This is a genomic window from Rhizobium sp. TRM95796 (assembly GCF_025779995.1).
GTDB lineage: Bacteria > Pseudomonadota > Alphaproteobacteria > Rhizobiales > Rhizobiaceae > Rhizobium_E.
The window spans coordinates 218013-231071 of sequence record NZ_JAOXHE010000004.1 but is presented as its reverse complement, the minus strand read 5'-3'; the positions used below and the strand labels follow the sequence as shown (position 1 = coordinate 231071).

The following is a 13059-nucleotide window of genomic DNA, read 5'->3' as shown; positions in this document are numbered from 1 at the left end:
GCCTTATCCGCGCAGAGCGTCATAGGCGAAGCTGTGAACCCGCCCCTGGCTCAACAGATGGGCGGTGAGCCTGCTTTTTTCAAACAGCCCCTTGAAGGCGCGGTGATCGAGATCGAGCCCGCCGGTCGTCACCCCGAAAGAGGGCATGATCAGCCGTCTGCCGTCGAGCGCGAAGCAGGGGCGGCGGACGCCGCGCGAGCGGCGCACCAGCGTGGCGGCCGGATGCAGATGACCGGCGACCTCGCCGGGATCGCAAGCCGCGCCCGGCTCATGCCGGAAGGTGAGGCCGGCGACATGCAGGCTGTCGGCCTGCAGGCCGGACAGGGGGCCGACGCCGTCGGGATCGTGATTGCCTGTAATCCAGATCCATTCGCGGCCGCGCATCAGGCTTTCGAGATAGCTGCGGAATTCCGGCGGCATCAGGTCCGCGCCGCGCCGGTCGTGGAAATTGTCGCCGAGCGAGACGACGATGCGCGGATCATGCCGGGCGATGACGATTTCCAGCAGCCTGAGCGTGGCGAGCGTGTCCCAGGGCGGCAGCATCTGGCCGCGACGGGCATAGGCTGCGCCTTTTTCGAGATGGAGATCCGAGACGCAGAGCAGACCGTGCTCGGGCAGCATGAGCGCGCCGAGCGGATCGAAGACGAGGCGCTGGCCGTTCAGTTCGGCTTCGCAAGGGGGGGCTTGGTTTTCGGAGGGTTGATGGTTTCTGGCGAAGCGGGTCATGCGGGGTTACCCCCCTCTGCCCTGCCGGGCATCTCCCCCTCAAGGGGGGAGATTGGCTGGCGGTTTGACCCTCGCCCAAATCTCGACGGCCACATTGCGTGCAGACGCTCTCCTCCTTCGATCTCCCCCCCTGAGGGGGAGATGCCCGGCAGGGCAGAGGGGGGTAGCCCCACGCTCGGATCAGTCCAATTCAATTCATCGCATCCCGTATCAATCGGTCCGAGGCCTCGGCCAGCAGCGCTTCATCGGCGGCGGAGCCGACGGACTCCTTGCCGACCTCCAGCATGATCGGCACGGCGAGCGGCGAGATTTGCTCGAGGCGCTTCAGCCGGATATGCCCCTTGATTCGCGCGAGCATATCGCCAAGTCGCTGAATGTCCAAAAGTCCCTGCGCGGCGTCCTGACGCGTCGCCTCCAGCAGGATGTGGTCTGGCTCGTGGCTGCGCAGCACGTCATAGATCAGGTCGGCCGAGACCGTGACCTGCCGTCCGCTCTTCTCCTTGCCGGGGTGGCGGCGTTCGATGAGGCCGGCGATGACGGCGCAATAGCGGAAGGTGCGCTTCAAGAGCCAGGTTTCGGTGAGCCAGGCTTCGAGATCGTCGCCCAGCATGTCCTCGTCGAACAGGTCGTGGATGGAAGGGCTGTGGCGGGCGAAATGCGCGCCCATATCTTCGAGCCCCCAGATGGCCAACGCGTAATCGGTGGCGACGAAGCCGAGCGGCTTGGCGCCGGCGCGATCCAGCCGGCGGGTCAGCAACATGCCGAGCGTCTGGTGCGCAAGTCTGCCTTCAAAGGGATAGGCGACCATGTAGAAGCGATTGCCGCGCGGAAAGGTCTCGATCAGCAATTCGTCGCGCCGCGGCAGCACCGATTTCTCCGCCTGGATGGACAGCCAGTCGCGCACCTGATCGGGCAGATCCTTGCGCTTGTCGGGATCGTCGAGCATGGCGCGCACGCTCTCGGCCAGATAGGTCGACAGCGGAAACTTGCCGCCGGCATAGGCCGGGATTTTCGGATCCTGCGAAAAAGCGTCGGAGACGAGACATTCGTTTTCGCGGATACCCTCGAAGCGCAGCACCTTGCCGGAAAACAGGAATGTGTCGCCGGCCGAGAGCTGTTCGAGGAAATATTCCTCGACCTGGCCGAGCACCGGCCCGCCGCGCCCCACCGCGCCCCTGCCCTTGCGCACCATGCGCACATTCATCATCGGCGCCTCAATGATGGTGCCGACATTCAGCCGGTATTGCTGGGCGTAAGCGGGGTGCGACACGCGCCAAAGCCCGTCCTTGGTCTTGCGGATCTTGGCGTAGCGCTCATAGGTGCGGAGCGCATAGCCGCCGGTGGCGACGAAATCGAGCGCGCGCTCGAACGTCTCCCAGGAGAGATGGGCATAGGGCGACGCGCTGGTGATTTCGTCATAGACCTCGAGCGCGTCGAAGGGATCGGCGCAGGCGAGCCCCATGATGTGCTGGCAGAGCACGTCGAGCGCGCCCTCGCCCACCGGCGGCGTGTCCTGCGCGCCGATATAATTGGCGTCGAGCGCCGCCTGGCATTCCATCACCTCGAAGCGGTTGGCCGGAACGAGAATGGCCTTGCTCGGCTCGTCCATGCGGTGATTGGAGCGTCCGATGCGCTGCGCCAGCCGCGAGGCGCCCTTGGGCGCGCCGATATGGATGACCAGATCGACATCGCCCCAATCGAGCCCGAGATCGAGCGTCGAGGTGGCGACGACGGCCCGCAGCCGGTTTTCCGCCATGGCCGCCTCGACCTTGCGGCGCTGGCCGGCGTCGAGCGAGCCGTGATGCAGCGCGATCGGCAAGTTGTCGTCATTGATGCGCCAGAGCTCCTGGAACAGCATCTCGGCCTGCGAGCGCGTGTTGACGAACAGGATCGTGGTGCGGTGCGCGCCGATCGCCTTGTAGACCTCGCCCATGGCGTAGCGCGCCGAATGGCCGGACCAGGGAATGCGCTCTTCCGTGTCGAGAATGGTGATGACGGGCCGTGCGCCGCCCGACACCGTCACCAGTTCCGAAAGCCCGTTCTCACCGGGCCGCTGCGCCACAAGCCAGCGGCGGAGATCGTCGGGATCAGCGACGGTGGCCGACAGCCCGATGGTGCGGACGTCGGGCGCGAGCTTTCGCAACCGGGCGAGCCCGAGCGACAGCAGATGCCCGCGCTTGGAGGTGACCAGCGAATGCAATTCGTCGAACACGACGAAGCGCAGATCCTTGAAGAAACGCTCGGCCTCTTTCGACGCGATGAGCAGCGCCAGCTGTTCAGGCGTGGTGAGAAGAATATCGGGCGGATTGAGCCTTTGGCGCGAGCGCTTGTGCTGCGGCGTGTCGCCGGTGCGCGTCTCGATGGTGACCGGGAGGCCCATTTCGGCGACCGGGCGTTCGAGATTGCGCTCGATATCGACGGCCAGCGCCTTGAGCGGCGAGATGTAGAGCGTGTGGACGCCATGGAAGCCGGTTCCGGGCTTGGGCTTGCCCCGCCAGTGGAGATCGACCAGCGAGGGCAGGAAGCCAGCCAGCGTCTTGCCGGCGCCGGTAGGGGCGATGAGCAACGCCGACCGGCCATCGCCTGTTTTGTCGAGAAGCGCCAGCTGATGCGGCCTGGGCGACCAGCCGCGTTCGGTAAACCAGCGGGTGAACAGAGACGGCAAACCGCCCTCGCCGCTCCAGTCCGTCTTCGCGTCCATCCGCCATCCTCCGCTTCCACGGCAAGATAGGTGCTTTCGATCACATCGCAATATAGCGATCGGTGCGGTGATTGACCGCGATGAAGAAATTCAGCGCCACGGCGCCGAGCACCGAACACAAGACGATGAACGGGCTGGTGACGAAGAAGGACAGAGCGAGAATGACCATGTCGATGCTCATCTGCACGAAGCCCGCCCGCCAGCCGAAGCGATCCTGCAGATAAAGCGCGAGAATGCCGACGCCGCCGATGCTGGCGCGATGGCGAAACAGCGCCAGCATGCCCATGCCGATCAACAGGCCGCCCAGCACCGCCGCCCAGACCGGATGCACATAATCGATCTCCAGCCATTGCGGTTGATACTGGGTGAGAAGCGCAAGCAGTCCGACCGAGCAGAAGGTCTTGATGGTGAAGGCTTTGCCCATGCGCTTATAGGCGAGATAGTAGAACGGCAGATTGATCAGGAAGAAGCCGAGACCGAAATTCACCCCGAAGGCGTATTTGAGCAGGAAGGCCATGCCGGCGACGCCGCCGGTCAACAGGCCGGCCTTGGTGAGCAGCATGATGCCGAGCGAGGCCAGCACCGTGCCGGTGAACACGCCTTGCGCATCCTCGAACAGCGAATGCTTGGTCGGTTCGGTGTTCCAGATGCCGATTTTGGCCATGCTATCCCCGCGCGCCGCATAGGATTGAAAATTATGTCAGCTATACTGACATAATTTTTGCGCGAAGGGAACCGGGCGGCCCTACTTTCGCGCCAGGAACAACAGGCCGGTAATCGGCTGACCCGCATCCATGCGGATCACGGTCTCCTCGCAGGCGACGGGCGAAAGGCCGTGGCGGGCGAGCATGGTCTCGACATGAGCGCGGGAATGGGCGTAGCGCAGCGAGGGACGGAGCGAGAAGCCCGTCTGCGCCTCGTCTTTCTCGACCGAAAAGGCGAAGAGACCACCGGCTGCAGCGAGCGCTGCGGCATTGGCGAAGGCGGCGTCGAGATCGCCGAGATACATCATCACATCGGCGGCGGCGACGAGATCGGCGCGGCCTTGCTCCAAACCGTCGAACAGGCCGGAGGCTTCCGGAGACAAAGAGAGATCGGCGCGAGCGAGATGGCGGTAGACGCCCTTGGCGCGGGCTTTCGCCAGCATGTTTTCCGAGAGATCATAGCCTTCGAGCGCGGACACGCAGTCGCCAATCTCCGGGCCGAGCAGCCCGGTGCCGCAGCCGAGATCGACGGCCAGCGCGAAATGCGCGTCGCCCTTCGCCGTACGGATCAGTGCCGCGAGCTTTTTCGGCACGGAATAGCCGAGCTTTTCGACGAGCGCCGTCTCGAAGCGGTCGGCATAATCGTCGAACAGGCCCTCGACATAGGCGCTGGGCGGCAGCGCGGGCGTCTCGGCGGCGCCAAGTGCGGCGAGCTTGAGATCGACGCCGAACAGCGCGGCGTCATCGGAGGCCGCCACGCGGCGATAGGCCTCGACCGCCGGCTCGACGAGGCCGGCCTTCTCGCGATACTCCCCGAGGCGGAACCAGCCGGCGCTCCAGCCGGGCGCGAGCTCCAGCGCCTGCTCCATCAAGTCGGCGGCGGCGAGGGCGTCGCCGCTTTCGATCAGCATGGCGGCGTAATCGGCGCGGCGATCGGCGACGAGATCGCCGGAGGTCAAAATGCGTTTGGGAGCCATGGCGGGAGATTTCTTTCCATATTGGGCGGATTTGTCTAATTTCCGCCTTGCGACGCGGTCAAGCGATTCCTCGTTTGCGCAAACTGGAGTGTGACATGGGCGATGGCCTGAACCGTTTTCTGGGCGACTCGCCCCTGCGCGTGGCGATCAAGCTCATCGTGGTGTCGCTGGTCGTCGGCTTCGTCATGCATATGCTGGGCGTCTATCCCGCCGACATTTTTTATTGGACGCAGGATTTCATCAGCGACCTCTGGCGCACAGGCTTCCGCGCCTTGGGCCGCGTCGGCGATTATCTGTTGATCGGCGCCGCCGTGGTCATACCCGTCTTCATTCTGATCCGCTTGCTGAGCTGGCGCAAATCGTGAGCTTTTCTGTCCTTTCCCGCCGCGGCGTGCTAGGCGCAAGCTTCGGCCTTGCCGCGATCGCGGCGCTGTCGGCCTGTTCCACCACCACGGCCCTGTCGCCGGTCGCTCCTGTCGGCCCGGTGATGGATCAGACCACCGAAGCGCTGCCGCTGGTCAACCAGGCCCGCGCCAAGAAGGGCCTGCCGCCGCTGATCGCCGATCCGATCACCATCGCCGCCGCCCGCGATCAGGCCGAGAATATGGCCAATGCCGGCAAGATGGCCCACAAGCTCGGCCCGGAAGATTTTGGCGCGCGCATGCGGCGGATGAAGGTGCCGCTGCCGGCCGCCGAAAACATAGCGTCCGGCCAGCGCACGGTGGAGGCGGCGGTCGCCGCCTGGATCACCTCGCCTCGACACTATGAGAATATGATGGGCCGCTTCGAAACGCTGGGCGTGGTCCGCGCCGTCAACAGCGCCGACGGCAGGCCCTATTGGGCGATGGTGCTCGGCTCGAAGCCGCGCCCCGGCCGCGGCTCTGTAGCCCGCTTTCCCCTGAAGCTGTTCTGATGCGCACGGAGGCGAGCCAGGGCGGCGGCTTCGAAGTGACGCATCGCATGGTGCTGGGCCTCGCCTTGCCGATGACGCTCGGTTTCCTGACCACGCCTCTGCTCGGCATCACCGATACGGCGGTGGCCGGACGGCTCGGCGACGCCGACGCGCTGGCGGGGCTGGCGATCGGCGCCGTGCTGTTCGACCTGATTTTTGCGAGCTTCAACTTCCTGCGCGCTTCGACCACGGCGCTGACGGCCCAGGCCTGGGGACGCGGCGAGACGGCGGAACAGGAGGCGGTGTTCTGGCGGGCGCTCATCAGCGCGCTGGCGATCGGCGCGGCGATCGTGCTGGTCGGCCCTCTGCTGCTGAAACTGGGGCTCGCGCTGATGAGCCCGACCGAGGGCGCGGCGCGGGCGACAGGGGAATGGTTTTCGCTGCGCATCCTGTCGGGACCGGCCACCCTCGCCAATTACGCCATCCTCGGCTTTCTGCTCGGACAGGGCCGCTCCAAGACCGGACTTCTCCTGCAGGCGCTGATCAATGGCGTCAATATCGCGCTGTCGGTGCTGTTCGGCCTCACAATGCAAGGCGGCATCGCCGGCATTGCGATGGCGACCGTCACAGGCGAAGTGGTCGGCATGATCGCCGGGCTCGTCATCGTGCTCCGAGGCTTTGCCGCGCGCGATCCGCGGCGCATTGCCGGCCTGCTGGAGCGGGGCAAACTGGCGCGGCTGTTTTCGCTCAACGCCGACATCATGATCCGCTCTTTCGTGCTGCTCGGCGCTTTCTTCCTGATGACGCGGATCGGCGCGCAATTCGGCGCGGAGACGCTGGCCGCAAACGCCGTGCTGATGAATTTCTTCATGGTGGCCGGCTTTTGGCTGGATGGTCTCGCCAATGCGGCGGAAACCATCATCGGCCGGTCGCTGGGGGCGGGCTACAGGCCTGCCTTCGATCGCGGGCTGAGGCTGACGGGCTACTGGTCGCTGACGCTGGCGATCCTCACCAGCATGATCCTCGCTGTGGCGGGACGGCCGATCATCGATTTCCTGACGACCTCGGAGCCGGTGCGGGTCATCGCTTATCAGCACCTGCCCTGGGCGGCGATCACCGCCATCAGCGGCTGTCTGGCCTTCCTGATGGACGGCGTCTTCATCGGCGCCGCCTGGTCGAAGGCGATGCGCAACCGGATGCTGCTCTCCTTTGCCGGCTTCGGCCTGTGTCTCTGGTCGCTCGTGCCTCTGGCGGGCAATACCGGGCTCTGGCTGTCGCTCAATCTGTTCCTGTTCCTGCGCGGCGTTTTTCTCGCCGTCGCCGTGCCGAAACTGAGGGCTCAGAGTTTCCGCGCCAGCCAGTGATCCAGCCGGGTGTCGCGCATCTCGCGGATCGAGGCGAGACCGTCGCGATCGCAGAGACGCGAGAGACCCGAAACGATGCGCGCGGGCAGACCGGGGCCGCCATAGACCATGGCCGAATAGAGCTGCACGAGATCGGAGCCGGCGCGGATCTTCTCCGCCGCAGTCTCCGCCGAATCCACCCCGCCGACGCCGATGATCGGAAAGTCGGGCCCCAACCGCTTGCGCATGCGCGCCAGCGCCGCGGTCGCCTTGTCGAACAGCGGCTTGCCGGACATGCCGCCCGCCTCGCCCGCCTGGCGCTGATCGCGCAAGCCCTCGCGCGTCAACGTGGTGTTAGAGACGATCAGACCGTCGAGACGGCTCGCCAGCGCTTCCGCGGCGATATCGTCCATGCCTTCTTCGGTGAGATCGGGCGCGATCTTTAGGAACACAGGCACATGCCGGCCGGCCTTGGCCGCTTCCTCGTCGCGCGCCGCGAGCACTGCCGACAGGAGCTCCCGCAGGCTGTCGCGCGCCTGCAGGTCGCGAAGACCAGGCGTGTTGGGCGAGGAAATGTTGGCGGTGAAATAGCGCGCCACGCGATAGAAGGTTCTGACGCCCGCGACATAATCGGCGACGCGATCGGCGGCGTCCTTGTTGGCGCCGATATTGACGCCGACCAGCGCCACCGGATCGATCCTGTCGAGCCGCGCCAAGGCTGCGGCATGGCCCTCATTGTTGAAGCCGAAGCGGTTGATGACGGCTTCGTCCTCGACCAGCCGGAACAGCCGCGGCTTGGGATTGCCGGCCTGCGGGCGCGGCGTCAGCGTGCCGACTTCGGTGAAGCCGAAACCGAGCCGGAGAATGGCCTCCGGCGCTTCGGCGTTCTTGTCGTAACCGGCGGCAAGGCCAACGGGGTTGGCGAAGCTCAGGCCAGCGAGCTGGACGGCGAGGCGTGGATCGGCCGGCGTCCGGCATGACGGCGCGAGCCCCAGCGACAGCGCCTTGATCGACAGATTATGCGCCTGTTCGGGATCGAGGCGAAACAGACCTGATCGCATCAGCGGCCAGAGCGCGTCCTTCATGGGATCTCCTCCGGAAAGATGAATTGGCCCTCGCCGTCCAGCGTCAGCGCATAAGTCGCCTCGACTGCGGTCAGCGGCAAGGGGCCATAGAGATGCGGGAAGAGCGCGCCGTCGCGCGAAGGCTCAAAGCGGAGCGCAGCGCCGAGAGCCGCCGCGTCGATCGCGATGAGCGCGAGCCCCGTCTGGCCGGTGAAATAAAGCTCCGCCGTCCGGCGCGTCTCCCGGGCGGTGGACAGATGGATGAAGCCGTCGGCCAGGTCGATGCCGGCGCCCGCGAAGACGCCATCGCTTTCCGCCTGCCGCCAGATCTCGGCGGGGACAATCTTGTAAATCAGTTCGGTCATCTCGGCCTCTTCCCCAGTTCCGGCCTGCCTAACCCATCTCGACGCGAAAGAAAACAGCCGAGGGAACGGGAGGCCCCGCGCCGTTGCAGCCATAAGGCGAAAGACCGTGACAAAAGGCTTTTCGTTTCGAGGGGCCTGATATAAGCTCCTCACAACGGGAAAGTCCGGGCTTGCCAGCAGGCTCACGGGGGGAAAATGCAGACAACTTCCGCGACGATCATCATCGCCGATGATCATCCCTTGTTTCGTGGGGCGTTGAAACAGGCGCTCGCTTTCGGCGGACAAGACACGGCCATCGTCGAGGCGGGATCGCTGGAGGAGGCTCGAAAAGCGGCCGAAGACCATCCCGACGCCGATCTGATGATGCTGGATCTCGCCATGCCCGGCGTCAGCGGCCTATCCGGCCTGATGATGATGCGGGCGGAATTTCCGGCAATCCCCGTCGCCGTCGTCTCGGCCACCGACGACGCCGCCACGATCCGCCGCGCGCTCGATCTCGGCGCGTCCGGCTTCATCTCAAAATCGAGCGGCATAGACGACATCCGGGCGGCCATCGCCGCGGTGCTGGACGGCGGCGTCTACGCCCCGCCGGGCTATGAGGCGGGCCGGGATCAGGACAATGAAATCGACGCGCTGATCGGCCGGCTGAAGACGCTGACGCCGCAGCAGACCCGCGTGCTCGGCATGATCGGCGAAGGGCTGCTCAACAAGCAGATCGCCTATGAACTCGGCGTCTCCGAAGCCACCGTCAAGGCGCATGTCTCGGCCATCCTGCTCAAGCTCGACGTCGACAGCCGCACCCAGGCGGTGATCCAGATCGGTAAGATCGGCGCGGCGCTGCCGCAGGCGAATTGACGCACAGGATTTTATTCCTCGCATCCTTTACTCGCGCGCCGGGATATGGTTAAGATCCGCGCCAGTGATCCACGACATCGCCCGCCTTTCGTATCGCGTCGCCGCGGGCCGCCAATTGACGGACCGTCCGCCATGTTTTCGCATGAGAAGATCTGGGAAGCCATCGATTCCCTGGCAGCGCGGCATGACCTGACCCCCTCCGGCCTGGCCCGCAAGGCGGGGCTCGACCCCACGGCTTTCAACAAATCCAAGCGCAGCTCCGCCGATGGCCGCCAGCGCTGGCCGTCGACGGAATCGATCCACAAGATCCTCGAAGCCACCGGCTCCACCATCGAGGACTTCATGGCCTTCCTGGCGCCCGTGGGCCGCGGATCGAGCCTGCCCGACGGCGCTTTTCCGCCCCAGGTCTCGCCCATCCCCCTGCTCGGTTTCGCCCAGGCGGGCGCGGGCGGCTTTTTCGACGACGGCGGCTTTCCGGCCGGCCAGGGCTGGGACGTGGTGGAATTTCCCGCCTCGCCCGCCCATAAACCCGGCGTCTATGCGCTGGAGGTGCAGGGCGACAGCATGATGCCGCTCTATCGCGACGGCGACGTGCTGATCGTCGAGCCCGGCGCGCAGGTGCGCCGCAACGACCGTGTGGTGGTGCGCACCCGCGAGGGCGAGGTGATGGCGAAAGTGCTGGCGCGGCAGACTCCGCGCACGATCGAACTGATGTCGCTCAATCCGGAGCATCCCGGCCGCACGCTGGAGGCGACCGATGTCGACTGGATCGCCCGCATCATCTGGGCCAGCCAGTAGGAAAATTCTCCGACCGCAGCCCATCTTGATTTCACCCGCGCCCCGCTCTACCTGCTGAGGCGCAAACCAGTTCTGGCGAGGATGTCATGGCGGAAAAAGTGACGGCGCAGGCGGCGCTGATCTATGTGATGGTGATGGCCTCGGCCTCCGACGGCCATATGCCCGATCCCGAACTCAAGGGCATCGCCCGGCTCGCGCGCCTCTTGCCGGTGTTCGCCGGCTTCGACGAGGAAGACGTCATCCCGACCAGCCGCCGCGCCCAGGAAATCCTCGCCGGCCCGGAAGGCCTCGACATCGCGCTCGAAACCATCCGCGACGCGCTGCCGCCGCGTCTCTACGACACGGCCTATGCGCTGGCCGTGGAGATCGCCATCGCCGACAATCAGATCGAGCCGACGGAGCTGCGCTTTTTGCAATTGCTGCGCGCCCGGCTGGAGCTCGACAAGCTGACCGCCGCCGCGATCGAACGCGCCGCCGCCGCCCGCTACCGCCGACTGTGAACCGGCCGCTGCGGGATCTGCGCAATCTCGGCCCGAGATCCTGCGCGATGCTCGCGGAGATCGGCGTGAGCGACGAGGCGGCGCTCAAGGAGATCGGCGCGGTCGAAGCCTATGCGCGGCTGAAATTCCGTTTCGGGCCGCGCGCCGTCACCAAGCTGATGCTGCATGCGCTGGCCGGCGCGCTGGCCGATGTCGACTGGCGCCGGCTCGACGCAGCGCACAAGGCCGCGCTCGAACGCGAAGCGGTCGCGCGCGAGCAGCGAAAGCGCGACTGACGCGGCCGGGGGCGGCGACCTTGTCAGCGCCATCTTTCCATGGCTCTTTCGGACGACCGATTCCTCTTCCGCCGAAACAGCCTTGCATCGCTACGCTCCCCTGATCCTCGCCGTCGCTCTGTTCATGGAGCAGATGGACTCCACCGTCATCGCCACCTCGCTGCCGGCCATCGCCGCCGATCTCGACGTCGGACCGATCACGCTGAAGCTCGCCATGACTTCCTATCTCGTGTCGCTCGGCGTGTTCATTCCGCTCAGCGGCTGGGCGGCGGATCGGTTCGGCGCGAAACGGGTGTTCATCGCCGCGATGATCGTGTTCATGGCCGGCTCGGCGCTCTGCGCGCTGGCCGCCAACCTGCCCTTCTTCGTGCTGGCGCGCTTTCTGCAAGGCATGGGCGGGGCGATGACCACGCCGGTCGGCCGCGCCATCCTGCTGCGCTCCACCGACAAAGCCAATCTCGTCTCGGCCATGTCGCTCTTCACCATTCCCGCCGTGATCGGTCCCCTGGTTGGCCCGCCGATCGGCGGCTTCATCACCACCTACTTCAGCTGGGAATGGATCTTCCTCATCAATCTGCCGGTCGGCATTCTCGGCGTGATCCTGTCGCTGATCTTCATTCCCGACCTGCCGCCTGTGGGGTCGCCGCCGCTCGACCGCATCGGCTTCGCCTTGAGCGGAATCGCCGCCGCCGGCGTGGTGTTCGGGCTCTCGGTGGTCAGCCTGCCGGCGCTGCCGCCCGTCTTCGGCGTCGCCGCCACCGCCATCGGCCTGCTCTCCACGCTGCTCTTCGTGCGGCATGCGCGGCGGCATCCGCATCCCGTGCTGGATCTGACGCTGTTTTCCGTCGAAACCTTCCGCGCCTGTGTGACCGGCGGCACGATCTTCCGCATCGCCATGGGGGCGATGCCCTTCCTGCTGCCGCTGATGCTGCAACTCGGCTTCGGCCTGACGCCGTTCGAATCCGGCATGATCACCTTCATCGGCGCGGGCGGCGCGCTGCTGACCAAATTCGCGGCGCGCCATGTCTTCCATCGCTTCGGCTTTCGCAACGTGCTGATCATCGCCGCGAGCCTGTCGGCGGTCGGCACGGCGGCCAATGCGCTGTTCATGCCGGACACGCCGCATATCGCGCTGACGCTGACGCTGTTCGTCGCGGGCTTCGTGCGGTCCTTCTTCTTCACCGGCATCAATATTCTCGGCTTCGCCGACATCGAGCATGAGCGCGCCGGCCGCGCCGCGGCGCTCAATGCGGTGATCCAGCAGGTGTCGAGCGCGCTCGGCGTCGCCCTCGCCGGCGTGCTGCTGGAGCTCTACGCGCTGTCGAGCGGGGAAGGCTTGACGATCGGCGCGTTCCACATGGCCTTCATCGCGGTGGCGTTTCTCAATCTCCTCGGCGCCTGGCCGATTTCACGGCTGCCGGCCAATGCCGGCGCCAATGTCTCGGGTCATGTCGACAAGGCCGAGGCCGGCTGACTACTCCGGCGTCTCGCAGACGGCCGACAGCTTGTTGCCGTCGGGATCGCGGGCATAAGCCGCGTAGAAATGGGCGTGATAGGGCCTCAGCCCCGGCGCGCCTTCATCCTGTCCGCCCTGAGCGATCGCTGCGGCGTGGAACGCGTCGACCGCGGCGCGACGATCGGCCGCCAGCGCCAGCATGGACCCGTTGCCATGGGTGGCGGGTTGCTGGTCGAAGGGATAGGTGATCCAGAGGCGGCAGCGCACGTCGTCTTCGCGCCCGTAGCCGGCCTCGACATCCTTGGTGACCAGACGCGTATAGCCGAGCGTCGCCATCACCGGATCGTAAAAGGCGATGGCGCGGGCGAGGTCGCGGGTCCCGAGCGTCACATAAAGCAGCATG

General features: G+C 65.9%; 15 protein-coding genes. 8 read left to right on the top strand and 7 right to left on the bottom strand.

The window, feature by feature from the left end; all coding sequences use genetic code 11:
- Window positions 1-3 precede the first annotated feature (3 nt).
- From pdeM to OCK01_RS09810, 4 genes are all read right to left on the bottom strand, one after another.
- A complete protein-coding gene (gene pdeM, locus OCK01_RS09830) occupies window positions 4-726 on the bottom strand; it encodes a ligase-associated DNA damage response endonuclease PdeM (protein WP_263823779.1) in 723 nt (240 codons plus the stop codon).
- Between the two features lie 190 nt (window positions 727-916).
- A complete protein-coding gene (locus OCK01_RS09820) occupies window positions 917-3427 on the bottom strand; it encodes a ligase-associated DNA damage response DEXH box helicase (protein WP_263823778.1) in 2511 nt (836 codons plus the stop codon).
- Between the two features lie 40 nt (window positions 3428-3467).
- Window positions 3468-4091: a YitT family protein gene (locus OCK01_RS09815; protein WP_182828354.1), complete on the bottom strand. Its 624-nt coding sequence runs from the start codon at window positions 4089-4091 to the stop codon at window positions 3468-3470.
- Window positions 4092-4172: 81 nt separating this feature from the next.
- The gene (locus OCK01_RS09810) at window positions 4173-5108 is read right to left on the bottom strand and encodes a class I SAM-dependent DNA methyltransferase (RefSeq protein ID WP_263823777.1); all 936 of its coding nucleotides are present in this window, start codon (window positions 5106-5108) and stop codon (window positions 4173-4175) included.
- Window positions 5109-5203: 95 nt separating this feature from the next.
- On the opposite strand from OCK01_RS09810, the gene OCK01_RS09805 reads away from it, so the two are divergent.
- From OCK01_RS09805 to OCK01_RS09795, 3 genes are read left to right on the top strand one after another with little or no spacing between them, the layout of a single operon-like run.
- Window positions 5204-5473 carry a DUF6460 domain-containing protein gene (locus tag OCK01_RS09805; RefSeq protein WP_182828352.1) on the top strand — a complete coding sequence of 90 codons (270 nt, stop codon included), beginning with the start codon at window positions 5204-5206 and terminating at the stop codon, window positions 5471-5473.
- On the top strand, window positions 5470-6021 hold the full coding sequence (locus OCK01_RS09800) for a CAP domain-containing protein (RefSeq protein ID WP_263823776.1): 552 nt from the start codon (window positions 5470-5472) through the stop codon (window positions 6019-6021). Before OCK01_RS09805 ends, OCK01_RS09800 begins: the two co-directional genes overlap by 4 nt.
- Window positions 6021-7364, top strand: coding sequence for an MATE family efflux transporter (locus tag OCK01_RS09795; RefSeq protein WP_263823775.1), 1344 nt, complete (start codon window positions 6021-6023; stop codon window positions 7362-7364). Before OCK01_RS09800 ends, OCK01_RS09795 begins: the two co-directional genes overlap by 1 nt.
- Here OCK01_RS09795 and OCK01_RS09790 read toward each other — a convergent pair.
- On the bottom strand, window positions 7340-8428 hold the full coding sequence (locus OCK01_RS09790; RefSeq protein WP_263823774.1) for a quinone-dependent dihydroorotate dehydrogenase: 1089 nt from the start codon (window positions 8426-8428) through the stop codon (window positions 7340-7342). The genes OCK01_RS09795 and OCK01_RS09790 overlap by 25 nt on opposite strands.
- The gene (locus tag OCK01_RS09785) at window positions 8425-8772 is read right to left on the bottom strand and encodes a DUF952 domain-containing protein (protein ID WP_263823773.1); all 348 of its coding nucleotides are present in this window, start codon (window positions 8770-8772) and stop codon (window positions 8425-8427) included. Before OCK01_RS09785 ends, OCK01_RS09790 begins: the two co-directional genes overlap by 4 nt.
- Before the next feature lie 195 nt (window positions 8773-8967).
- Here OCK01_RS09785 and OCK01_RS09780 point away from each other — a divergent pair, with 195 nt between their 5' ends.
- From OCK01_RS09780 to OCK01_RS09760, 5 genes are all read left to right on the top strand, one after another.
- The gene (locus tag OCK01_RS09780; protein WP_182828348.1) at window positions 8968-9627 is read left to right on the top strand and encodes a response regulator; all 660 of its coding nucleotides are present in this window, start codon (window positions 8968-8970) and stop codon (window positions 9625-9627) included.
- A gap of 132 nt (window positions 9628-9759) precedes the next feature.
- Window positions 9760-10425: a helix-turn-helix transcriptional regulator gene (locus OCK01_RS09775; RefSeq protein WP_263823772.1), complete on the top strand. Its 666-nt coding sequence runs from the start codon at window positions 9760-9762 to the stop codon at window positions 10423-10425.
- Between the two features lie 86 nt (window positions 10426-10511).
- On the top strand, window positions 10512-10925 hold the full coding sequence (locus OCK01_RS09770) for a tellurite resistance TerB family protein (protein WP_182828346.1): 414 nt from the start codon (window positions 10512-10514) through the stop codon (window positions 10923-10925).
- Complete coding sequence (locus OCK01_RS09765) at window positions 10922-11200, top strand: TfoX/Sxy family protein (RefSeq protein ID WP_263823771.1); 279 nt, start codon at window positions 10922-10924, stop codon at window positions 11198-11200. The genes OCK01_RS09770 and OCK01_RS09765 overlap by 4 nt, the downstream gene beginning before the upstream one ends.
- 82 nt (window positions 11201-11282) lie before the next feature.
- Window positions 11283-12674 carry a DHA2 family efflux MFS transporter permease subunit gene (locus tag OCK01_RS09760; protein ID WP_263823770.1) on the top strand — a complete coding sequence of 464 codons (1392 nt, stop codon included), beginning with the start codon at window positions 11283-11285 and terminating at the stop codon, window positions 12672-12674.
- Here the strand turns inward: OCK01_RS09760 and OCK01_RS09755 are convergent, their stop codons facing one another.
- Window positions 12675-13058: a VOC family protein gene (locus OCK01_RS09755; protein WP_263823769.1), complete on the bottom strand. Its 384-nt coding sequence runs from the start codon at window positions 13056-13058 to the stop codon at window positions 12675-12677.
- Window position 13059 lies beyond the last annotated feature (1 nt).